We start from the raw sequence: 21,560 nt of genomic DNA on the forward strand, positions 1-21,560 counted from the left end.
ACGGACGCTTTCCATGGACCTGCTGTTCCTCGGCACTTCTTCCGGCACGCCCACCCGCGCCCGCAACGTCAGCGCGGTAGCGCTGCTGGAGGGTCTCGGCAAGGGCTGGCACCTGGTGGACTGCGGCGAAGGCACCCAGCACCAGGTGCTGCGCAGCCCGCTGTCATTGCACGAGCTGCAGGCCATCTACATCACCCACGTCCACGGCGACCACTGCTACGGCCTGCCCGGCCTGCTGGCCAGCGCCGGCATGAGCGGCCGCACCCGGGCGCTGCCCATCGTCGCGCCCGCCGGCATCCAGGCGTGGATCGAGGCCACCCTGCGCATGAGCGAGACCCACCTGCCCTACCCGCTGGAATTCCAGGCCACCGAGGCCCTGGGCGACTGGCGACACGGCGACCTGCGGATCGAGGCGACCGCCCTGTCCCACCGGGTGCCGTCCTACGCCTATGGTTTCAGCGAAGCCTCCCCCGATCCGCGCCTGGACACCGCCCGCCTCGATGCCGAGGGCATCCCGCGCGGCCCGCTCTGGGGCCAGTTGGCCCAGGGGCTCGACGTGGAGCACCAGGGCCAGCGGCTGCGCGGCGAGGACTATCGGTTGCCGACGCGCCCACCCCGGCGGGTGGTGATCGCCGGCGACAACGACCGCCCCGCGCTGCTGGCGGCCGCCTGCCGCGACACCCAGGTGCTGGTCCACGAAGCCACCTACACCCGCGCCGTGGCCAACGCGGCCCGCGCCGAATTCGGTCACAGCACCGCGGATGCCGTGGCCGCCTTCGCCCAGTCCGTGGCGCTGCCGAACCTGGTACTCACCCATTTCAGCCCCCGCTACCAGGCCGACCCGACCCGCAGCCCGAGCATCCAGGACGTGCGCCAGGAAGCAGCCGCCAGCTACCACGGGCGGCTGTTCCTGGCCCAGGATTTCCTCCGGCTGCGCCTGGACAAGGACGGCCTGCTGGAGCGGGTGGAAGCGGAGCGGCGCCAAGCGCCCTAAAAGGACGGGACCAGAGGCGTCGGGCAGACCAGGCGGACAAGCGTCGGAGCATGTTCAGCGAGGCACGTCCTGGGTTCTAACAAGCGCCGGTGCGGCCTCGTGAAAAACGGGGTCGGCATGCTCATTCACCGCACGAGTACCTGGCGTCTTCACCCATTGCCTCGCGGCCTCGCTCGCCGCCGTTTCGTACAGGCCCTAGGGGCTCTTGGAACGGGCGCTGCGCCATTCCGCCGTGGGCAGGCACTGGATGACGCAGGCCAGCAGGGCCAGGCCCGCGCAACCCAGCCAGAAGACGCCGCCGGCGGGCGCGACGAAGCCGACGGCGCCGATCCAGTTCCCCAGCAGGCCGCCGAGCAACGCGGCGGTGCCCAACAGGCCGAACAACGCGCCCAGACGCGCATCGTGTACCTGGGCGGAGGCCACCGCGTCGATGGCGGGGTCGATGATGATCTCACCCACGGTGTACAGGGATACCAGGGCCAGGAACGGCAGCAGCTGCGGCACCTGGTAAAACCCGAGCATGGCCAGGGCGATGCAGCCGAAGCCGATGAGGATCATCTTGTCCAGGCTGAACCGGCGGCCCAGGTAGTAGTTCAGCGGGACCTGGAGCAGGAAGACCGTCGCCGTATTGAAGAAGAACAGCAGCCCTACCGTCCGTTCGGAGAAGGTGTTGGCCGTGGCGATCGGCAGGGTGAACTCGAGCTGCGCGTAGAGCGCGATGTAGACCAGGTAGAGCAGGCTCACCTTGACGATCACCGGGTTGGTCAGCATGCCGAGGATCTGCCCGGGCGCGCGCAGCCCCGGGTGCTCGGCCTTCAGCACGGCGCTGCGGGCATGCAGGGCGCGTACCGGGGGGAGCCCCAGGAAACACGAGCTCAGGGCCTGGACGCCGGCAGCGCTGGCGAACAACACCAGGGGGTCCAGCTCGATCAACGCCGCGCCGATCAGCCCGCCCAGCGCCATGCCCAGGTTGTTGGCCGTGCTGCGTAGGGAAAACATCAGCGGCTTGTGGGCCGGGATGACGCTCTGGCTCAGGGCCGACTTGGACGCCGGCACGAACAGCGCGCCTGCGAAGCCGAACACCAGGGACGCCACGCTGATGACCAGTTCGTGCTCGCTCCAGGCGTAGAGGAAGAACGAAAGGATGCGCAGCGCGGCACCGGCGCCCATGACCCACAGCGGGCCGAACCGGTCGGACAACAGCCCGCCCACCAGCATCAGCCCACGCTGGGAGAACAGCTTCAGGGTGAGCTGCACGCTGACGAAGGCCAGGGAGAAGCCGAGGGTGTTGTGCAGGTAGACGGCCAGGAACGGCACGACGATGAAGCTGCCGATATTGAAGGTGAGGCTGATGGACAGCAGCCAGAGGGTGCTGGGGGAGAGCTTTTTCAGGTCGTCGACAAGATGCGCCATCCATGGACTCCTTCGGGTACGTGCGGGCCCGCCTCGTGCGGGTGCCGCGGGGGTCGCGCCGGCTGCCTGCGCAGCAGGTCGTCGACGATGCCTAGGCTGACGCGCCGGCAATGCCGGGTGTTGGTCTCGTAAACGCCGCAGAAGAAATGCACACCGCTGGTGAGGTTACCGATCACGTACAGACGGCCAGAGCCCTGGGCCTCGTTGGTCTCGAAATCCACCTCGACGCCGCCCAGCGGGTGGGCCTGGACCAGGCCCTGCCTGTGCAGCGTGTCGAACAGCGGGTCCTCGGTGCGCGCCACGTCGTTATCCGGCGCCGTGGCGTTGATCAGCACGTCGAAGCGTCGTTCTTCGCCATGGGCCACCCGCGCCACGAAGGCGCCATCCCGATGGGTCACGGCCTCCAGCCCCGGTACCAGTGCCAGTTGGCCGGCCTGGAACAGCGTATCCAGCACTTGGGCGTTCGCCAGGGGGATCGGCACGCGGATGGCCATGAACCGACTGTAGCCGTGACGCCGGAAGCGCGCCCGGTCGGCGGGCGAAAGAGATTGCCACAGGTCGCCGATGACCGCATTGAGGGCGACGAAAGCCGCCTGCCAGGGCTGGGGCGCCCGGCAGGTGGCCTGTAGGTCGCGGCGCAGCGCGGCCACCGCGTCACCGCCGGCGGGCTTGCGGGCCTTGACGCTGAAACGCGCGCCGAGGGACAGGCTCAGTTCCTTCAGCACCAGGCGCAGGACCATATGCAGGGACAGCCGCCCGCCCATGCGCGCCCGGAGGGCCCGGACCCTGTCCACCGTGCAATAGCGCAACGCCGCGTTGCCTTGGGGCCGTTGCACGCCGGGCAGGTAGCCCTGGCGGGACAGCAGGGTGATGGGCCCCCGGTGCCCGTGGCGATGCAGGGCCACGACCGCGTCGATGGCGCTGAGCCGGGAGCCGATGATGGCGACGGTGCACTCGGGCGGGATGCGCGGGACCGTTTCCCGCAAGGGATAGGGAGAATGGAAATAGCCGGGTAGGCCCAGCAGGTGCCGATAGTGCCGTTGCGGCAGGTTGCCGGTGGCGAGGATCACATAATCGGTCTGCCACGCCCCGCGCGCGCCCACCAGCAGGTAACACCCCGCCTGGTACTCGAGGGCCTCCACCCGCTCGCTCACCGGGACCACGCAGTGGCCCGCTCCGGCGGCGAGGTCCATGGCCTGGTCCAGCGTCGCCCGCAAGTAGTCCCCGAACAGCGGCCGCGGCAGGTAGTCGTCGGGTGCGTGGGCCGTCCGCTGACCGGCCAGCCACTGGACGAAGTCCCCCGGCTCGTCGGGGGAGACCGACATGGTGTGCCCGGTGCGATTGAGGATCGCGCAGCGGTCATCGTTGCGGTAGGCCGCGCCGGGGCCGAACACCCCGGAGCGCTCGAAGGCGAGGATCTTGGTGGGCGGCGCCTTGCGCTCGATCAGGTCCCTGACCAGGTGCACGATCATCGATACGCCCACGGCGCCCACGCCCACCACGGCGATCCGGTAGTCGAAACGGCTCATAAGGCTCCCTCCTCTGCCATCCTTGCGGGCGGTGCCAAGAACACCGGCCTGGGTGCCACGTGACGCGCCGGACGCGACCTCACGCCCAGCACGTCGCCCGGGTGAACCAGTCGGCCGCCTCGCGCAGGCGCTGGTCGAGCTGCTCTTCGGTCTCCCCGGTGATCAGCAGGGACGCGATCTCGCCGTTGGTGTAGGCCATCTTCGCGTAGGTCTGCCCGACCCGGGCATAGGCCTTGTACACCGCAACCCAGTCGAACGGCGCCCGCTCCGGCAGCGAGGTCAGGGTCCCCGGCTGGGGAGGCACGTTCAGTTCGGCGACCAGCCGCCTGGGTGGATAGCGGAGGTCTTCGGCGGGCTCACGCCGCCCGCATTCGGCCTTGAGGTATTCCACCCGGATGTCCACATCGAACGCCTGGCGGATCTGTTCGTTGGCCAGGCAGCCCGCCAGCCGGCAGGCCGCCTCGCACAGGAACAGCCGGTCGTCCGGGGTGTGGAACAGCTCGATGTGGAAGAGGCCGTTGCGCGGCATCGGCAGCACCTGTTCCAGCAGGTTCTGCCCGAACGCGCACAGCCGTGGCCAGAGGGGATTGGACGGCGCGACCATCTTCAGCCCCAGCCATTCGCCATCCAGGAACTGCAGGTTCGAATGCACGCACTGGACGCAGGACACCAGCACGCAGGTGCCGTCCAGGTACAGGCCGTTGACCTGGTACATGTCGCCCGCCACGAACGATTCCACCAGGGGACTGCGGCCCTGGGTGAAGTCCGGCGATTCCAAATAGGCGTCCAGCGCCTGTCGGTCGGCGATGACCTGAACACCCGCCGACCCCTTCCCGTCCACCGGCTTGACCACGATCGGGTAGTGGTAGTCCTCGATGAACGCCAGCAGGTCCAGCGCGCTGGCGGCCAGGCGGTACCCCGCCACCGGCACCCCGTGGCGCTCGGCGCGGCGCTTCATCTCGTACTTGTCGCGAAACAGGCGGGCATCCTGGGGCGAGAGACCGCCGAGGCCCCAGCGCTCCCGCAGCCGGGCCGCCCGCAGGACGTCGCTCTCGGCCAGCGCGATCACGTTCAGGAAGGGGTCGACCCGGTGGAAGTCCAGGGCCTGGGTCTCGACACGGCCGCTGCCGGCGTAGTCCTGGAAGAAATGGATCTCGGCGAATGCGCCCTTCGCATGGGCCAGGACCGCGTCCTTCGCCGCCAGGTCGGTGAACAGGACGGCATCGCCGCCCGCGGCGTCGACCCAGTCCCGGGCCGCGGTCTGCAGAACGATCTTCGGGGGTGCCAGTATCAGCGCTCGCATGGGGACATCCTTTTCGTGAACGACGGGCTTTTCGTGAACGACGGGGAACGCTTCGCCTGCCGCCCGACAAGCCGCGGGCGGCTGCCCTGGGTCAGGACTCGACCCAGGGCTCCCAGTGCACCTTGACCATGTCGCGGGTCGCGTCGGCGTTCCTCATTGCGTCGTCGATGTCCACGCCGGTGCACAGCACGTAGCCCTGCCGGGAGTCGGAGCCCTTGAGGCGGCCGATCTTCTGGCCGGGCTGGAGCGAGCACTTGACCCGTACCACCGCCTCGGCCCGCTGCGCCTGCTCCAGGTTTTCCACCTTGAGGATGTGGGCGTTCTCGTAGGGGAAGAAGCGGATGGCCGCCGCTGCCGCGACGGGCGCGCGCGGGGGTGGGGGCAGGTCCAGCAGGCAGCAGATGGTCTCGGTCATCAGGTCCACGCCACTGACCATCTCGCACATTTCCCAGATCTGGTCACCGCCGATGCGGGTCTGCGACTCGATGATCCTGGGGCCATGGCGGGTCAGGCGGATTTCGGTGTGCGCCGGGGCCGTGCGCTGCTCAATGACATCCAGGAACCTGGTCACCAGTTCGTGGATGGCGCCCAGGGTGGCCTCGTCGAGCCGGGCCGGCACCTGGTGGCCGAGCTCCACGAAGTACGGCAGGGCGGTGGTGATCTTCTCGGTCACCATGGCGATCTCGTGGCGGCCGTTGCGGGAAATCGACTCGACGCTGAACTCCGGCCCATCGAGGAATTCCTCCGCCAGCACCACACCGTCCGTGTCGTTGTAGGTCCAGCCCCAGCGCTCGCGGATGGACGCCTCGTCATCCACGTAGAAGACGCCCTCGCTGCCGCCCCCGGAAAAGGGCTTCAGCACCATGGATTGACCGTCGAGGGCGCGGAAGAACGCGATCGCCTCCTCCACCGTGCGGCAGGTGGCGTAGCGCACCGGGCTGAGGGCGTGGTCCTGCATCACGTCGCGCATCCTGATCTTGTCCCGGGTCAGCAGCACCGCCTGGAGGTTCTGCCCGGGCAGGCCCAGGTCGATGGCGCACCGGGAGGCCGCATGCATGCCGTATTCGGCGAAGGACACGATGGCGTCGAAGGGATCCTTGCCATGCCAGGCGCGGGCGACCAGCAGCACCTCCTCGACGTCCTTGTAGTCCATCACCAGGTAGCGATGGGCGCTCTGGATCTGCCTATCGGTGACCAGATCCGGGGTCTGCATCATGGAGTAGCGCACGCCGAGGCGATCCAGCTTGTCCAGGGTATGGTCGCGGCCACCCACGACCAGCACGTGGTTGTATTTCATCCCGTCACCTTTTCCTTTTCACGGTGAATGAGGTCCTGAGGCAGGCGATAGTTGAAGATCAGGGTGTCCCGGTGGCCCCGGGCCGTCGTGGAGTCGGCGAAGCACGAACTGACGCCATGGAACAGGCGGCGGTCGTCCACCACCAGGAACTCCAGGGGATCGCGCATTTCCTTTTCGAACACCACGCGCCGCTCGGCATCCAGCACCTGGGTGACGCCGCCCGTCATGCCTTTCCGGTCGATCAGGATGGCGAAGAAGTAATCCACGCCGTCCTGGTGGACGCCCTCCGGGGTCGGTTCCCCCGCCCGGCCCCGCTCGCTGACGGTGCGGATCGGGTGCAACTCCGTATCCCAGCGAGAAGCTGGCCTGATCCGGTGAATGATCGCGCTGGTCAGGGCGAACAATGCCTGCATCGTCGGCGCGGCAAGTTCCTCGTCCCGGAGTTCTTCATATACGCGTGCCTGGCCACCATTGAGGGCGTTATAAGCGGTGGACTGATAAAACGGGCGGGACGGTTGCCGCTGGAATTCGAAAGTGTCTCCCGTTCGCTCGGCGCCCAGGCAGGAAAACCGCCGATACCGATAACGCCCGCCATCGGCCATGAAACGGTCGAGAGGAAGTTCGTCCCAATAACGCTGATAACGTGCCAGTTCATCTGCCAGGTTTGGAACGTAGTGCGAAAGCAGTCGGACACTATCCGCTGCGCCGACACTGGCATAACCCTGCTGGCGCACCCAATAGGCAATGGAATCCACTAGATCGGACGTAATGGACGTCACCATGAATGATCCCCCGGGGTCATTATCATCAGGACCAGAAAATGAGTTCCCGGTCGGATAACCTGCCCAGTGCAGACGTCACGGTGATGCGCTCGTCGGCCGTGGGGTCCACATAATGGAAGTTGCGGGTATTGAACACCACGACTTCACCCGGGCGCGGCTCGAAGGCAGCCTTCTCGCTGCCCTGGCTGACGGCGGGGTCGTAGCCATAGGAGCCGTCCTTGTAGCGTTCGTGTTCGGGATTCCATTGGCGCTGGAAGACATGGGTCTTGCCGCCGTTTCCCGAGGTGCGCAGGTAGAGATTCCAGGCCAGTTGATGGGTCACCTGGCCGACGCACCAGCCCTCCTGCTCGGCCGGCGCGAAATCCACGTGGATCAGGGTGCCCTTCTCGATACGGCGTACCAGGCCGGCGAAGTAGTCGGCGCCCGCCTCGGTCCGCGCGACACGCGCGCGGTAGGCGGTATGCGCCTCGATGAGGCCCCTCAGCCGCGCGATGGGGTCGAAGCTCCGCTGGAAGATGGCCTCCTGAATCTGCCGCGCGGTTCGGGCGTCTTCGAAGTAGCGGCGCTTGGAGATGGCGTTGTACTCGAATACGGTGATCCCGAGTTTATCGATCCGTGGCTCCACGTTCCGGTATGCGTTGAACCCGTGCTGGCCGGCCTCGGCCACCAGATGCTCGCATTCGTCCCGGGTGGCGAAGTCCGGAATGCGGATATAGGGGATTTCATTGGCGAAGAGCCTTTCCAGACTGTCGGCGGACAGTTCATTCGCCCCGGCACCGACCCACTTGGATAATGGCCTGGTTTCTTCCCGCTTCGCGATTTCCAACACGTCCATATTCATCGCCTCCCTGAAGTCGTTCCGCTCCGACAGGCGAGCGCCTATATAACGCGCCCCGTGTCGTGATCGAAAAATTCGAATCGCCTTATCCGCCGCATACGCGTGCTTATCGCACCCGCATATACGATGAAAGCGCGCGCGAGCGCACCGCGTACAGTGTATTAAGAGGGGAATAAATTCATGGAGACATCCTCACATCCTATGGGGAGCCGGCTGACGCCGAGAGAGATACTGCCAATCCGTTCGTTCACGACTATAAGGAAAAAACACGACGTGTCTACCTCGAACAGCATTTTTCCTGAATTTTTCGATTATTCGAAATGACCTCTCAGTCACGGTTATTTCTATGTCGCTGACATGTACGGGATTATCGTTTCATACAATACGCGGGCTGGCGCCTGCACTGCTTCAGTGCAATTAAAAAGGCCCACCTATTTCACGCTATATATCGGGCACCGATTGGTTTCGCCGTTTTTTCATATATAGACGCGTATCGCACAGTAATGGCTCTGCAAAAAAGACCAGAAGCCTTTGAAGTAACGCAGGCTGGGTTATCGAAAAAGCCGGCCGCTCGCCACCCTTGGAACTGGCTCAAAGGCTGCGCGCCATGGCCAGACCGTATCCGGCCTCCCTCGCCGCCCTGACCTGCGGATTCGCTGCTCCTCCCATTTCGCGACAGACCACTGCCCCGCTCGCCACGCTGGGTAGCGGACCTGCGCGGAAAAGGAGCCGCTGGGAACGGCCGATCCCGCCGTCACCGGTGAAGGCGGACAACGCCCGGCTCGCGTATCCGGATCGGCGACTTACGCCGGGCCTCGTCAGGGATTACAGGCAGTGTCCACGCAAGGAGCCGCCATGGACGCGCTGCGCCCGCAATTGGTGGTGTTCTGCAGCGCCTTGTCCTGGCGGGTCGCGAAGCGCAGCGGCCTGCTGAATGCCTTGCGCGCCACTGGCGTGGCGGTCAGGGCCGCCGCCCACCCGGCCTCGGCCTGGTGGCACAAACCCTCGCGACGCTTGAAGGATCGCAGCGGACGGGAGAGTTTCCTGGCGGCGCTGGGCGAGGTGATGACCCCAAGTACATGGCCCTGAGGAGGGTCAGCGACGGCTAGACACCGCGCCTCGGCCTGCCCGGGCGGCACATCGCACGTCGGCGAAGAACCGGCGAGCGAACGAATGCGTGCCGGCGAAACGGTTGGGCAGCGATCGGCCCCAGCGCCCGTGTGCCTGGAACGCCCGTATCTCGACCGCGTAAAGAGGCCAGACCCACTGGGGTGTCCGAACAGGCCCACGCGAGCGAACGCAGCGCTCCGGACCGGGCCAGGGCCTCCCCACTCGGCGCCGTCGACTCGCCCCAACAACCCAGCGCCGGGAATCCCCGGGAGGTACGAGAAGCCCTCCAGGGAGACGGGCCCCTCGTGGGTCGAGCCAGCCGTCGAATCAGAGCGCCGGCGTATAGCGCACGCTGAACATCAGGTTGCGCGGCTCGCCGTAGTAGTTGTTGTAATCGATGGTGGCGTAAGCCGGGACGTAGTAGGTCTTGTCCAGCAGGTTGTTCAGGTTGGCCGCGACCGTCACCTCGTCGCTCACCCGGTAAGCCAGGCGTGCGTCCCAGAGGGCATAGCCGGGCAGGTCGAACTTATGGTCGTAGGACGTGGTGCCGCTCACCGCCGTGGTGCCCAGGCCGGCCGAAACGCGGTTCCAGTCGCCCGGCAGGGTGTAGTCAGCCCACAGCTTCACCTGATGCGTGGGCGTCCAGGTGCTGAACACCTTGCCTTGGTAGTCGTTGTCCTCAAGGTAGGTCGTGCGGGTGTAGACGTAGCCGGCCATGACCTGCAGGCCACTGAGCACCTCGCCGCTCACCTGGGCCTCCAGGCCCTGGCTGCGCACGCGTCCGGAGGCCTTGGAGCAGTACCAGCCATCGCAATCCGTCGGCCCGCCGACATCGAGCACGGCACGGTTCTCGTGGGCGTAGCGGAACAGCGCGGCGGAAGCGTTCAGCGCCCCCTGGAAGAGTTCGCCTTTCACGCCCAGCTCGTAGTTGGTCCCGGTGATCGGCTCGACGACGGCGCCCGAGGCGGTGCGTGCCGTCTGCGGCTGGAACACGTCGGTATAGCTGGCGTAGGCCGACCACTGCTCGGTCAGGTCGTAGACCAGCCCCGCATAGGGCGAGACCTTGCCGGTGCTGCTGGTGGTGGATTCGCTGCGCCCTCCCTGGGTGAAGCGCTCCGCGCCGTAGGTGTAGTCGTACCAGCTGGTGCGGGCGCCGAGGATCAGCTTGAGCGGCTCGGCCAGGTCGATCGACCACCGGCTGTACACCCCCTTCTGCTGCACGTCGTAGTCCGTCAGCCGTCCCAGGCCGCGGTCCGCGAGGTCCTGGATCGAGGGCATCGGTCGGTGGTGATCGACCTCGAAGGCATTGGCGCCGAAGGTGGGCGCCCGCGCCCAGCGGTCGTCGGTGGTGATCCGCGAGTAGTTGGCCCCCAGCAAAAATGTCTGCGCGAAGCCGAAGCCGGTGAACTGGCCGTCCAGGTAGAGATCGACGCCCTTGCTGTGGGTGGTGAAATCGGTGGTCCAGTCGATGTAGGTGTTGTCCCCGGAGCCGTCCGTAGGCAGGGCGTCCCACAGCGCCTGGTAGGCCGCGCCGTTGTGCTCGCTCAGGTAGACGCTGGCGGCCTTCACCCGCCAGTCGTCGTTCAAGCGGTAGGTGGCGTCGAGGAAGACGCTGGTCTGGTCGTTGTCGGCGCGGTTCCAGTCGGCGCCGACATAGGTCGAGCGCGACCAGCCGGGGTCGCCGCCATCGGCGTAGCGCGGCAGGCCGAGCATCGGCGGGCGCGAGTGCCCCTTCTGGTGGGCGACGCCCAAGCCGACGGTGAGGTCGGGGGTGAAGTCGTAGTCCACGGCACCGTAGACGGTCTGGCTCCAGCCGCGGACGTAGTCGATGAAGGAATCGCCGTCCGTGTAGTTGATCACCGTGCGACCGCGCAGGGTGCCGCTGTCGTTCAGCGGGCCGCCGGCATCCAGTTGCATGCCGTAGCGGTCCCAGGAGCCGGCCTTGCCGGTGAGCACCACCTGGGCCTGGTCGCCGCCGCGCTTGCGCACCAGGTTCAGCGCCCCGCCCGGGCTGTCGCCGCCTTGCAGCAGGGCAGCCGGGCCGCGCAGGACCTCGGCGCGGTCGTAGAGGCTCAGGTCTTCGGTCAGGTAACTGCCGAGGGAATAGGTATTGCGCGGGATCGGCACGCCGTCGTACTGCAGGGTGTCGATGCCGAACCCCCGGGAGTAGATATACAACCCCGAGCCGGGTGAGCGGGTGGCGGTCAGGCCGGGAGTGCGGTCCACCAGCTGGTAGAGGGTCTCGGTGTTCTGGTCATCCATCTGCTGGCGGGTCACCACCGTCACCGACTGCGGGATGTCCTTCAGGCGTTGCACGCCCTTGCCCAGGGAGACCGCACCGGACGTGTAGGAGTGGCTGCCCTCAGTCGTCGCCACCGGCTGCCCGGCGACGATGCGGGTGCTGCCGATCTCCAGGGTGGCGACGCGCCTGACCAGCCGGTAGCCGTGCTCGCCCCGGTCCGCCTGGTAGCCGCTTCCGGCCAGCAGCCGGGCGAAGCCGTCCTCCACTTCATAGCGGCCGCGCAGCCCCGGGGATGTCAGACCTGTGAGGTCCGCCGTACGGAACAGGATGGCGACGCCGGCCTGCTGGGCGAAGCGGTTCAGGCTTTCGCCCAGGTCCCCGGCGGGGATGTCGAACGCCGCCGCTTCGGCATGGACGGCGCTTGGCAGCAGAGCGCCACCCACCAGCGGAAGGACCATATGTACGGCCATGGCCAGCGGGATCGGGACGATACGCCGCCTGCGGTTTTCGACGAGGAACGACATCGGGAAAGCTCCATTCTTGAGTTGGCGTCTTCCTTGACGGACACCTCGGAAAAAGCGGAACCCCGGTCCGTGTCATTTCTGCTCGCGCATGCCGATGCGCGTCAGCCAGGGCGTGAAGCGCTGTACCGTCACCGGCAGGCTGTCCTCGATCAGCGCCAGGGCCCGTGTGCTGTCATCCAAGGGCAGCACCGCGGAAATGCGCAACGCATTCAACGCCGGGTCGCGGTGGTGCCAATAGCCGCGCTGCTGCCGCGCCAGCGTGTCCAGTACCTCGCCCAGCGGGGCATCGCGCACCACCAGCTGGCGCTGGCGCCAGGCCTGCTCGGTCGCGGCGGGATCGATGGAGCCCAGCCGTTGCACGTCATCATGGACCAGCCTCGCCCGGGTGCCGGCTGCCACGTCCAGGGTGCGGGCACCGTCGGCGCTCCGCGCGGAGACCCTGGAATGCAGCATGCTCAACAGCGTGTCGTGTTCCTCGCGGGTCACCACGAAACGGGTCCCCAGCGCGCGCATGCTGCCGTCCACGGTGTCGACGCGGAACGGCCGCCGCGGGTCGGGTGCGACCTCCACCAGCACTTCGCCGCGCAGCAACTCGACACGGCGCTGGCCCTGGTCGTAGTGCAGCTTCACCGCGCTGTTGCCCGCCAGCAGCAGCACAGAGTCGTCGGCAAGGCGCTCGCGCCGCCACTCGCCCGGGGCGGTGTGCAGGTCGGCCAGCCAGTTCTGCCGCCAGCCGTCGTTCAGCATCAGCAACAGGGACACGCCGAGCGCCATCGCTCCGAGCCCGGCCAGGGTACTCGGCAGCCGGCGGCGCGGCGTGGCCAGGGTGCCGGCCAGGGCGGCGCCGACCGCGTGTCGCTCCGCGTGAAGCCCCTGGAGTTGGCCCACCAGCCCGCGCATCTGCTCCAGGGCCTGCCGATGGCGTGCATCGCGGGCGTACCAGTGCTCGAAGGCTTGCCGATCGGCCGCGGAACACCCTTCGTCCAGGCGCAGCAGCCAGTCCGCCGCCGCTTCGAGAATGCGCTCGTCGTCCATGGCTCAGACGTCCAGGGCCTGGTTGCAATGCACCAGGGACTGCACCAGGTGGCGTCGCACCATGCGCTCGGAGATGGAAAGCCGCTCGGCGATCTCGGTCTGGGACAGCTGGCTGAGGTAGCGCAGCAGGAAGACCTCCCGGGCGGTGGTGCCGAGCCCCTCCAGGGCGAAACACAGCGACTCCAACAGCTCCAGCGTGGCGTTGATCCGCTCCGGCGAAGGCGCCCCCTCGGACGCGTCCTGCTGCCGTCCCAGCTCTTCCAGGTAGATCGCCTCCAGCCGCTTGCGCCGCGCCTCGTCGATGATCAGCCGGCGTGCGGTGGTGCTGAGGTAGGCGCGCGGCTGGCGCAGGTCGGCCAGGCTGGCGGGCGAACGCAGCAGGCGCATGAAGGTGTCGTGGGAAAGGTCCGCCGCGTTGTGCGGGCAGCCCAGCTTGCGCCTCAGCCAGGCGAACAGCCAGCCGTGGTGGTCGACGTAGAGCGCGTGCAAGGCGCGACGCAGCGGATCGGCGGGCTTGTCCATAAAGGGGGGGCACATATGCAACTGATAAGTGTTATCGATTGTATGTATCCCACCCGCATGCCGTAAATGCCTGGATGACCGTCACCGATCGACAGATGCCCGTGGCGTCGCCTGCTGTTGGGCACCCGGCCCGGTCTTCGCTGAGCCACTGCCCCCTCGCCCACCGTCTACCGCGTTCCCTCCACCTGCCGCATCAACCGCTGGAAGGATGGGCACGCCAGGTGATCCGACGCCGGGCAGGCGGCGGCGTGGCGCAGGGTATCGCGCAGGGCGGTGAGGCGGACGATGGTCCGGTCCACCTCGTCGGCCTTGGCGGACAGGCGCTCGCGGTCGATGGCGGGGCGGCCGTCGGGACCGAACATGCGGGCGATGTCGTCCAGGGAGAAACCCGCGGCGCGGCCGAGGGCGATCAGGTTGAGGCGCTGGAGGACGTCGGCGGCGAACTGACGGCGCAGGCCCTGGCGGCCGACCGAGGCGATCAGCCCTTTTTCTTCGTAGTAGCGCAGGGCCGAGGCCGGCAGCCCGGAGCGTTTCGACACGGTGGCGATATCCAGGGTCTTCATGGGTGGCCTCAAGTCGGCTTGAGTTCGGAGCATGGGCGCGGATGGCTCGCCAGGGCAAGCCGGCACGTACCGCGGCCCTCCTGACGCGCCGCTGCCCACAGAGGTCATTCGGAGATTCCGCTCTGTTCGAACGCGACGCCTTCCTGCCCCTCGCCCTGCCCATCGACTTCGGCACCCCTTGGTCATGGACTGGTGGTCACTGTTCCAGCGGCGGGCGCTGGGCCTGCAGACCCTGGACTACGATGGGTCGACCGCTGGCGCCTCGCCATGGGCCACGGCCAGCGCCGCCACGCCGCCATCGGCCACTCCCGCGCGCGGCCGGGCAAGCGCCCCGTCGGCTGGCTGTTCCATGCCTTCACTGAAGTGGTCTTCGCCGCCTGCCTGCTGGCGATTGCCGGCCCCTACGGGGAGCAGCGACCGACCTCCTTCCGGTCCTGCTGGCGGGGGTGCTGAGCCTGGCCGCGCCGTGCCTGGTCATGCCGGCGGCCTTCGGGATGGTCATCGCCGCTTCCCGCACGCCCAAGCCAGCCGTCGCCCGCCTGCGCAGCCTGGACACGTACCTGGCCTTCGGGCTCGACCTGTACCTTGCCGCCCGGGTGTGCGCTCTGCCGTTCCCAGGCTGAAGGCACCCGGCATTCCGCGCCCGCCCGACGAGACGCCGCCCCCAGGCCATGCCCCTTGGCTATGCTCAGCGATCCGCATTGGTTTTTTTTCGCCAGGAACGACAAGGAGGTCCAAACCCATGCAAGGCAAGGTCGACGTACTCATCAATGGCTGTGGGATCGGCGGCGCGATGCTGGCCTACCTGCTGGGCCGCCAGGGCCACCGGGTGCTGGTGGTGGAACAGGCGCGGCGGGAACGGGCGATCAATGGCGCCGACCTGCTCAAGCCCGCCGGCATTCGCGTGGTGGAGGCCGCCGGCCTGCTGGCGGACGTTCTCCGCCTGGGCGGCCGGACGCGGCATGAACTGGAGGTCTACCACGACGGCGAGCTGCTTCGGCACTTCGACTACGCCAGCGTGGACGGTCGCGGCTACTTCATCCTGATGCCCTGCGAGGCGCTGCGGCGCCTGGTGCTGGAGCGAATCGACCGGGACGCCCCCTCGGTGGAGCTGGTGTTCGAAACGCGCATCGAAGCCATCCAGCGCGAGGCCGGACAGAACGTGAGCCAGGTGCGCCTGAGCGACGGGCGCGTGCTGCGTCCCCGGGTGCTGGTGGGCGCCGACGGCCTGGCCTCCTACGTGCGCCGGCGGGTGCTGGACATCGACGTGGAGCGCCAGCCCTACCCCGCGCCGATGCTGGTGGGCACCTTCGCCCTGGCGCCCTGCGTCGCCGAACGCAACCGCCTGTACGTGGATTCCCAGGGCGGGCTGGCCTACTTCTATCCCATCGGCTTCGACCGGGCGCGGCTGGTGGTGAGCTTTCCCAAGGAGGAGTCGCGGCAGCTGATGGCCGATACCCGGGGCGAGTCGCTGCGCCGGCGCCTGCAGGCGTTCGTCGGCGAAGAGAGCGCCGAGGCCATCGCCGCCGTCACCGGGACCTCGCGCTTCAAGGGCATCCCCATCGGCTGCCTGAACCTGGACCGCTACTGGGCGGGCAACGTGGCGATGCTGGGGGACGCCATTCACAACGTGCACCCGATCACCGGCCAGGGCATGAACCTGGCCATCGAGGACGCCAGCGCCCTGGCCGATGCCCTGGGCTCGGCGCTGGCGGGCGCCTGCCCTCTGGACGAGGCGCTGGCCGGCTACCAGACCGAGCGCTTCCCGGTGAACCAGACGATCGTTTCTTACGGCCATGCCCTGGCCACCCGCCTGCCGGATCGCCAGGCGTTCGCCGAGGTGTTCGACACCGCCCTGCAGGGCAGCAGCCGCCAGCCGGAGACGATGCGGGGAGAGCGGCGGTACGCGCCGGTGCTGTCGCCGACCCAGGCGGCGCCGTCGAGCTGAACCGCCAGGCGATCGCCGAGGTGTTCGGCACCGCCCTGCAAGGTAGCGGCCACCAGCCGGAGACAGTGCGGGTAGAGCGGCGGTACGCACCGGTGCTGTCGCCGACCCAGGCGGCGACGTCGAGCCTGCCCCCCATCCTGATGCGCTTCTTCACCGTCAGGGACGCCAAGGAAGCCCGCAAGAGCGTGTTCTACGCCACCGGGGTTCATCGGCTATTTCTACACCCTCACCTTCATCATCGGCTTCGGCGCGAAGCCTGCTGGTCAGCACCATTCCGACCGTCAAGGATTCCCCCGGCTGACCAACCCTGTACACCGGGCGCCCTGGAAGACCCGCTAGACCAGCACCTGCCGGGTGGTGGCGATCAGGCGGTGCACCTGCCGCTCGACGGCCGGATCGGTCGGGGTCTCCGGGCCTTGCCCTCGCGGGCAGGGCAGGCTCGAGGTGGTGCCGAACAGCCGACAGATGAGCGGCCGCTGGTCATAGACCTCGCAGCCATGGGGACCAAGGTGGACGCAGTTGAAGTCGGCCAGAGCCGCGTCGTGCTCGGCCTCGCTCTTCACCGGCAGCCGCGACAGTTCCTCCGACGACGCGGTGACCGGGCCGCAGCAGTCGTGGCAGCCGGGCACGCAGGCGAAGCCGGGAATCTGCCGGCGCAGCGCGTCGACCCGGCGCAAGGTGCAGCTCATGGGCGCCCGCCTCCCGCCATCCGTCCCGTCTGCCTGTTGGCCACCATCATGCCTCCACCAGGCTCCACTGCTTGCTCAGGCGCTTGTCGGAGACCGCCATCCGCGTGCCCAACTGCTGGGCGAACAGGGAAACGCGGTACTCCTCCAGCATCCAGCGGTACAGCGTGAGGTTGGGATCGCGCTTGCCCTCCTGGGCGTGCTTGGCCGCGCGGGCCTGGTACTGCTCCCAGTAGCCGCTCAGCTCGCCGGACCAGACCCGGTCCCGTTGCACCTGAGCGCCGATCTTGTCGAAGCGCTGCTCCACGGCCTTGAGGTAGCGCGGGTATTCCCGCAGCCACTCGGCCGGCGTCTCGCGGACGAAACCGGGGTACACCAGCCGCGCGAGCTGCGCCTTGATGTCGTTGAGGGCCACCGCCTGGGCCAGGTCGATCCGGCCCTTGAAACGCTTCTGCAGGCCGTGCCACAGGGTGAGGATGTCCTTCACCAGCCTGGCCAGGCGCTCGGCGTGCTCGGTCCAGGCGCCGCGCGTGCGCTCCGCCCGGGATGCCAGGGCCGCGCCGTCCCGCGGCAACGGGTTCTCGCCTTCCAGCACGCAGCTGTCAAGGCTGGCCAGCAGGATGTCCTCCACCAGGGCGTCCTGCTTGCCCAGGTCACGGTAGAGCAGGCCCATCTCGGTGAGGCCCGGCAGCTTGCCGCGCAGGAACTTCGCCGGTTCGGCCAGTTGTTGCAGCAGCAGCCGCTGCAGGGCGCGCCGGTGCTGGTAGTCGGCTTCGGCCTGGGTCGGGAAGCGGCCTTCCTTCACCGCGCCGCCCTCCTCTACCAGGGCCGGGTAGACGGTCATGCTCAGGCCGGCGATGGTCTGCTGGGTCTTCTGCGCGACTTCGGCGAAGGCCTTGGCTTCCACGGGTTTCTGCGCCTGGCTGGCCTGGGGAATGGCCAGGGCCGCCTGGCTCGCCTCGGCGAAGCGGGCGGTGAGTTCGGCCAGGTCGCGCCCCTCGCCGAGAGGCTTGCCACGGGCGTCCACCACCTCGATGTTCATCTTCAGGTGGTCCTCGATCTGCCGGGCGGCTTCCGCCCAGGCCTCCTCGGACACCCGAGCGCCGGTCATGCGCAGCAGCTCGCGGCCCAGGGCCTCGGGCAACGCGCCCTGGCCGAAGGCGATCCTCTCCAGAGCCGCCTTGACGAAGTCCGGCACCGGCACGAAGTTCTTGCGCAGCGCCTTGGGCAGGTTGCGCACCAGCGCCACGGCCTTGGCGTCCAGCAGGCCGGGCACCAGCCAGTCCAGGCGCTCCGCCGGCAACTGCGGCAACAGCGGCGCCGGCACCCGCAGGGTGACCCCGTCGCGGGGATGGCCGGGCTCGAAGTGATAGTCCAGGGGCAACTGCAGCTCGCCCAAGCGCAGGTGATCCGGATACTGGGCGGCGGTGACCTCCCGGGCATCCCGGGCCAGTACATCCTCCTCGCGCATGATCAGCAGCTGCGGGTCGCGGGCGCTCTCGCGCTTGTACCAGGCGTCGAAGCTGCTGGTCTGGTACAGCTCCGCGGGTAGCCGCGCCTCGTAGAACCCGTAGAGGGTTTCTTCGTCGGCGAGGATGTCGCGGCGGCGGGCCTTGGCCTCCAGCTCGTCGAGGCGCTCCAGCAGCGCACGGTTGGCCGCCAGGCAGCGGGCGCGGCTAGCGATCTCGCCGCGCACCAGGCCATCGCGGATGAACAGCTCCCGGGCCGCCACGGGGTCCACCGGGCCGTAGTGCACCGGGCGGCGCGCCACGACGATCAAGCCATAGAGGGTGACCTGCTCGAAGGCCACCACCTGACCGCGCTTCTTCTCCCAGTGGGGCTCGAAGTGGTTGGTCTTCACCAGGTGGCCGGCCAGGGGCTCGATCCACTCCGGCTCGATGCGCGCCACCATGCGGGCGAACAGCTTGGTGGTCTCCACCAGCTCGGCGGCCATGATCCAGTTGGGCCGCTTGCGGCCGAGCACGCTGGAGGGGTGGACCCAGAAGCGCCGCTGGCGGGCACCGAGGTAGTCGCCTTCCTCAGTCTTCTGGCCGATCTGGCTGAGCAGACCGGCAAGGATCGCCTTGTGCACGGCGGCATAGTTCCTCGCGCGCTGGGCGGCCTCGCTCTGTTCGACCTGATGCCGGGTGACCGCATTGACCTTGTTGTCGCGAGTCGCCTGGGGGGCCTGTGCGACCTGTCCGGTGGATGAGCCGGCGGCGTCATCCACCCTACTCGCACCTCCGTCGTAGGGTGGATGGCCGGAGCCATCCACCGCGCCATGCTCGACCGGGAACCCGGAACGCGAGTCCACCCTGCCAGCGCGACCGGCCGTCCCGGTGGATGAGCCTGCGGCGTCATCCACCCTACTCGCGCCGTCGTAGGGTGGATGGCCGAAGCCATCCACCGCGCCATGCCCGACCGGGAACCCGGACCGCGAATCCACCTTGCCAGCGCGGCCGGCCGTCCCGGTGGATGAGCCTGCGGCGTCATCCACCCTACTCGCACCGTCGTAGGGTGGATGGCCGAAGCCATCCACCGCGTCTTGCCCGACCGGAACCCCGGACCGCGAGTCCGCCCTGCCAGCGCGACCGGCCGTCCCGGTGGATGAGCCTGTGGCGTCATCCACCCTACTCGCGCCTCCGTCGTAGGGTGGATGGCCGGAGCCTTCCACCGCGCCCTGCCCGACCGGAACCCCGGACCGCGAGTCCGCCCTGCCAGCGCGGCCGGCCGTCCCGGTGGATGAGCCTGTGGCGTCATCCACCCTACGGGCCGCGCCCTGGGGTGAGGCGGGGCCATCAACGCTCCCCGCGCCTTTGCCCGTCAGTTGCAACTCGCGGCAGATGAGGGTGAGTTGGCGGTGGGCGTCGCGCCATTCCCGCAGGCGCAGGTAGTTCAGGAAGTTCTTCCGGCACCAGCTGCGCAGGGCGTTGGAGCCCAGGGCCTGGCGCTGCGCCTCGAAGCCCCGCCACAGGTTGATCAACGCGGCGAAGTCGGAATCGACATCCTTCCACTGGGCATGGGCCTGGTCGGCGGCCTGCTGGCGCTCCGCCGGGCGCTCGCGCACGTCCTGCACCGACAGGGCGCTGGCCACCACCAGCACGTCGTCCAGGCTGCCCAGGTGGGCGGCTTCCAACAGCATGCGCCCCAGCCGCGGGTCGATGGGCAGGCGCGCCAGCTGGCGGCCCAGGGGCGTGAGCTGGCCCTCGCGGTTGACCGCCGACAGCTCCTGCAACAGGGTGAAGCCGTCGCTGATGGCCTTGCCGTCCGGCGGCTCGATGAAGGGGAAGTCCTCGATCCGCCCCAGGCGCAGGTGCAGCATCTGCAGGATCACCGCCGCCAGGTTGGTGCGGAGGATCTCCGGGTCGGTGAAGGTGGGCCGGGCGAGGAAATCTTCCTCGCTGTAAAGGCGGATGCAGATGCCCGGCTCGACCCGGCCGCAGCGGCCCTTGCGCTGGTTGGCGCTGGCCTGGGAGACCGCCTCGATGGGCAGCCGCTGGACCTTGGCCCGGTAGCTGTAGCGGCTGATCCGCGCAGTGCCGCTGTCGATCACGTAGCGGATGCCGGGCACGGTGAGGGAGGTTTCCGCCACGTTGGTGGCGAGGACGATCTTGCGCCCGGGCCGCGGCTGGAAAATCTTCTGCTGCTCGGCAGGGGTCAGCCGTGCGTAGAGGGGCAGCACTTCGGTGAAGCGCAGGTTGGCCTTGCGCAGCACCTCCGCGGCGTCGCGGATTTCCCGCTCGCCGGGAAGGAACACCAGCACGTCGCCGGGACGCCGGCCGACGCTGCGCTCATGGGCGGCGATCTCGTCCAGGGCGGCCAGGATGCCCTGGTCCACGGACAGGTCTTCCTCGACCCGGTTGCCGTCCTCGTCGGTGTCGGCGGTGAGCGGCCGGTACCAGGTGTCCACCGGGAAGGTGCGCCCGGACACCTCGATGATGGGCGCCGCGAGCTGCCCATCGCTGCCGAAGTGCCGGCTGAAGCGCTCCAGGTCGATGGTAGCCGAGGTGATGATCACCTTAAGGTCGGGCCGCCGCGGCAGCAGGGTCTTCAGGTAGCCCAGGAGGAAGTCGATGTTCAACGATCGCTCGTGGGCCTCGTCGACGATCAGCGTGTCGTAGCGTTCCAGGTAGCGGTCGTGCTGGGTCTCGGCCAGGAGGATGCCGTCGGTCATCAGCTTGATCAGGCTGCGCTCGTTGGACTGGTCCTCGAAACGCACCTGGTAGCCCACCAGTTCGCCCAAGGGCGTGCCGATCTCCTCGGCCACCCGGGTCGCCACGCTGCGGGCGGCGAGCCGGCGAGGCTGGGTATGACCGATCAGGCCGTGGGTGCCGCGGCCGATCTCCAGGCAGATCTTCGGCAACTGGGTGGTCTTGCCCGAGCCGGTCTCGCCGGCGATCACCAGGACCTGGTGCTTCTCCAGGGCCGCCTTGATCTCGTCGCGTTTGGCGGCGATGGGCAGGCTGTCGTCGTAGCGCATGACCGGCACGCTGGCGCGACGCGCCTCCACCCGGGCGCAGGAGGCCTGGACCCGCTCGACCCACTGGGCCAGGCGCTTCTCGTCCGGCACGGCGTGCTTGCGCAGCTCATGGAACTGCCGGCGCAAGCGGTGCCGGTCGACCACCAGGGCGCGGTCCAGGTGTCTCAGCAGGTCATCGGGCGAGGAAAGTGAGTCGGTCATCGGAGCTCGGCGATTCGAATGAGGGGCGATTGTCGCAGATTTGCCCGTGGCGCCCTACCCTGCGGGCTGTCGCTTATAAACATCCGACGCTGC

15 protein-coding genes and 2 pseudogenes are annotated in these 21,560 nt (G+C 68.2%); 5 read left to right on the forward strand and 12 right to left on the reverse strand.

The features are described from left to right. Positions 1 to 13: 13 nt before the first annotated feature. Positions 14 to 994 (forward strand): ribonuclease Z, encoded by a 981-nt coding sequence (locus FM069_RS19985; RefSeq protein ID WP_143490169.1) that lies wholly within the window; start codon positions 14 to 16, stop codon positions 992 to 994. 195 nt (positions 995 to 1,189) lie between these two features. Here the strand turns inward: FM069_RS19985 and FM069_RS19990 are convergent, their stop codons facing one another. From FM069_RS19990 to FM069_RS20015, 6 genes are all read right to left on the reverse strand, one after another. Beyond that, a complete protein-coding gene (locus tag FM069_RS19990) occupies positions 1,190 to 2,407 on the reverse strand; it encodes an MFS transporter (protein ID WP_143490170.1) in 1,218 nt (405 codons plus the stop codon). Beyond that, the gene (locus FM069_RS19995) at positions 2,383 to 3,936 is read right to left on the reverse strand and encodes an FAD/NAD(P)-binding protein (RefSeq protein ID WP_143490171.1); all 1,554 of its coding nucleotides are present in this window, start codon (positions 3,934 to 3,936) and stop codon (positions 2,383 to 2,385) included. The genes FM069_RS19990 and FM069_RS19995 overlap by 25 nt, the downstream gene beginning before the upstream one ends. Before the next feature lie 79 nt (positions 3,937 to 4,015). Then, positions 4,016 to 5,239: an ATP-grasp domain-containing protein gene (locus tag FM069_RS20000; RefSeq protein WP_143490172.1), complete on the reverse strand. Its 1,224-nt coding sequence runs from the start codon at positions 5,237 to 5,239 to the stop codon at positions 4,016 to 4,018. A 91-nt stretch (positions 5,240 to 5,330) separates the two neighbouring features. Then, on the reverse strand, positions 5,331 to 6,536 hold the full coding sequence (locus FM069_RS20005) for an ATP-grasp domain-containing protein (RefSeq protein ID WP_143490173.1): 1,206 nt from the start codon (positions 6,534 to 6,536) through the stop codon (positions 5,331 to 5,333). Beyond that, the gene (locus tag FM069_RS20010; protein WP_143490174.1) at positions 6,533 to 7,318 is read right to left on the reverse strand and encodes a 2OG-Fe dioxygenase family protein; all 786 of its coding nucleotides are present in this window, start codon (positions 7,316 to 7,318) and stop codon (positions 6,533 to 6,535) included. The genes FM069_RS20005 and FM069_RS20010 overlap by 4 nt, the downstream gene beginning before the upstream one ends. A gap of 25 nt (positions 7,319 to 7,343) precedes the next feature. Continuing rightward, on the reverse strand, positions 7,344 to 8,153 hold the full coding sequence (locus FM069_RS20015; protein WP_143490175.1) for a 2OG-Fe(II)-dependent halogenase WelO5 family protein: 810 nt from the start codon (positions 8,151 to 8,153) through the stop codon (positions 7,344 to 7,346). A gap of 858 nt (positions 8,154 to 9,011) precedes the next feature. Here FM069_RS20015 and FM069_RS20020 point away from each other — a divergent pair. Beyond that, positions 9,012 to 9,245, forward strand: a complete 234-nt coding sequence (locus FM069_RS20020; protein ID WP_143490176.1) for a hypothetical protein — start codon at positions 9,012 to 9,014, stop codon at positions 9,243 to 9,245. Between the two features lie 348 nt (positions 9,246 to 9,593). Here FM069_RS20020 and FM069_RS20025 read toward each other — a convergent pair whose 3' ends face one another. The 4 genes from FM069_RS20025 to FM069_RS20040 all read right to left on the reverse strand — a co-directional run bounded on the left by FM069_RS20025 (position 9,594) and on the right by FM069_RS20040 (position 14,152). After that, a complete protein-coding gene (locus FM069_RS20025) occupies positions 9,594 to 12,032 on the reverse strand; it encodes a TonB-dependent siderophore receptor (protein ID WP_143490177.1) in 2,439 nt (812 codons plus the stop codon). Between the two features lie 72 nt (positions 12,033 to 12,104). Then, complete coding sequence (locus FM069_RS20030) at positions 12,105 to 13,067, reverse strand: FecR family protein (protein WP_143490178.1); 963 nt, start codon at positions 13,065 to 13,067, stop codon at positions 12,105 to 12,107. 3 nt (positions 13,068 to 13,070) lie between these two features. Further along, on the reverse strand, positions 13,071 to 13,589 hold the full coding sequence (locus FM069_RS20035; protein ID WP_143490179.1) for a sigma-70 family RNA polymerase sigma factor: 519 nt from the start codon (positions 13,587 to 13,589) through the stop codon (positions 13,071 to 13,073). A 167-nt stretch (positions 13,590 to 13,756) separates the two neighbouring features. Then, positions 13,757 to 14,152 (reverse strand): helix-turn-helix domain-containing protein, encoded by a 396-nt coding sequence (locus FM069_RS20040; RefSeq protein WP_143490180.1) that lies wholly within the window; start codon positions 14,150 to 14,152, stop codon positions 13,757 to 13,759. 267 nt (positions 14,153 to 14,419) lie between these two features. Here FM069_RS20040 and FM069_RS21945 point away from each other — a divergent pair. From FM069_RS21945 to FM069_RS21950, 3 genes and pseudogenes are all read left to right on the forward strand, one after another. Continuing rightward, positions 14,420 to 14,775 (forward strand): annotated as a pseudogene (locus tag FM069_RS21945) (DUF2938 family protein). 119 nt (positions 14,776 to 14,894) lie between these two features. After that, on the forward strand, positions 14,895 to 16,100 hold the full coding sequence (locus FM069_RS20050; RefSeq protein WP_143490181.1) for an FAD-dependent monooxygenase: 1,206 nt from the start codon (positions 14,895 to 14,897) through the stop codon (positions 16,098 to 16,100). A 116-nt stretch (positions 16,101 to 16,216) separates the two neighbouring features. Continuing rightward, positions 16,217 to 16,398: pseudogene (locus FM069_RS21950) on the forward strand (sodium:solute symporter family transporter); the annotation flags it as partial. A gap of 37 nt (positions 16,399 to 16,435) precedes the next feature. Here the strand turns inward: FM069_RS21950 and FM069_RS20060 are convergent. Further along, positions 16,436 to 16,789: a YkgJ family cysteine cluster protein gene (locus FM069_RS20060; protein ID WP_143490182.1), complete on the reverse strand. Its 354-nt coding sequence runs from the start codon at positions 16,787 to 16,789 to the stop codon at positions 16,436 to 16,438. A gap of 46 nt (positions 16,790 to 16,835) precedes the next feature. Then, positions 16,836 to 21,467 carry an ATP-dependent RNA helicase HrpA gene (hrpA, locus tag FM069_RS21955; protein ID WP_233282090.1) on the reverse strand — a complete coding sequence of 1,544 codons (4,632 nt, stop codon included), beginning with the start codon at positions 21,465 to 21,467 and terminating at the stop codon, positions 16,836 to 16,838. Positions 21,468 to 21,560 lie beyond the last annotated feature (93 nt).

Origin of the sequence: Pseudomonas mangiferae (assembly GCF_007109405.1) — a bacterium.
Classification (GTDB): Bacteria; Pseudomonadota; Gammaproteobacteria; order Pseudomonadales; family Pseudomonadaceae; genus Pseudomonas_T; species Pseudomonas_T mangiferae.

What these genes read in the sequence shown, in the direction of transcription:
- FM069_RS20000 (WP_143490172.1), bottom strand. Translation starts at nt 5,239, where the DNA reads ATGCGAGCGCTGATACTGGCACCCCCGAAGATCGTTCTGCAGACCGCG.
- FM069_RS20015 (WP_143490175.1), bottom strand. Translation starts at nt 8,153, where the DNA reads ATGGACGTGTTGGAAATCGCGAAGCGGGAAGAAACCAGGCCATTATCC.
- FM069_RS20010 (WP_143490174.1), bottom strand. Translation starts at nt 7,318, where the DNA reads ATGGTGACGTCCATTACGTCCGATCTAGTGGATTCCATTGCCTATTGG.
- FM069_RS20060 (WP_143490182.1), bottom strand. Translation starts at nt 16,789, where the DNA reads ATGAGCTGCACCTTGCGCCGGGTCGACGCGCTGCGCCGGCAGATTCCC.
- FM069_RS20040 (WP_143490180.1), bottom strand. Translation starts at nt 14,152, where the DNA reads ATGAAGACCCTGGATATCGCCACCGTGTCGAAACGCTCCGGGCTGCCG.
- FM069_RS20025 (WP_143490177.1), bottom strand. Translation starts at nt 12,032, where the DNA reads ATGTCGTTCCTCGTCGAAAACCGCAGGCGGCGTATCGTCCCGATCCCG.
- FM069_RS20020 (WP_143490176.1), top strand. Translation starts at nt 9,012, where the DNA reads ATGGACGCGCTGCGCCCGCAATTGGTGGTGTTCTGCAGCGCCTTGTCC.
- hrpA (WP_233282090.1), bottom strand. Translation starts at nt 21,467, where the DNA reads ATGACCGACTCACTTTCCTCGCCCGATGACCTGCTGAGACACCTGGAC.
- FM069_RS19985 (WP_143490169.1), top strand. Translation starts at nt 14, where the DNA reads ATGGACCTGCTGTTCCTCGGCACTTCTTCCGGCACGCCCACCCGCGCC.
- FM069_RS19990 (WP_143490170.1), bottom strand. Translation starts at nt 2,407, where the DNA reads ATGGCGCATCTTGTCGACGACCTGAAAAAGCTCTCCCCCAGCACCCTC.
- FM069_RS20005 (WP_143490173.1), bottom strand. Translation starts at nt 6,536, where the DNA reads ATGAAATACAACCACGTGCTGGTCGTGGGTGGCCGCGACCATACCCTG.
- FM069_RS20030 (WP_143490178.1), bottom strand. Translation starts at nt 13,067, where the DNA reads ATGGACGACGAGCGCATTCTCGAAGCGGCGGCGGACTGGCTGCTGCGC.
- FM069_RS20035 (WP_143490179.1), bottom strand. Translation starts at nt 13,589, where the DNA reads ATGGACAAGCCCGCCGATCCGCTGCGTCGCGCCTTGCACGCGCTCTAC.
- FM069_RS19995 (WP_143490171.1), bottom strand. Translation starts at nt 3,936, where the DNA reads ATGAGCCGTTTCGACTACCGGATCGCCGTGGTGGGCGTGGGCGCCGTG.
- FM069_RS20050 (WP_143490181.1), top strand. Translation starts at nt 14,895, where the DNA reads ATGCAAGGCAAGGTCGACGTACTCATCAATGGCTGTGGGATCGGCGGC.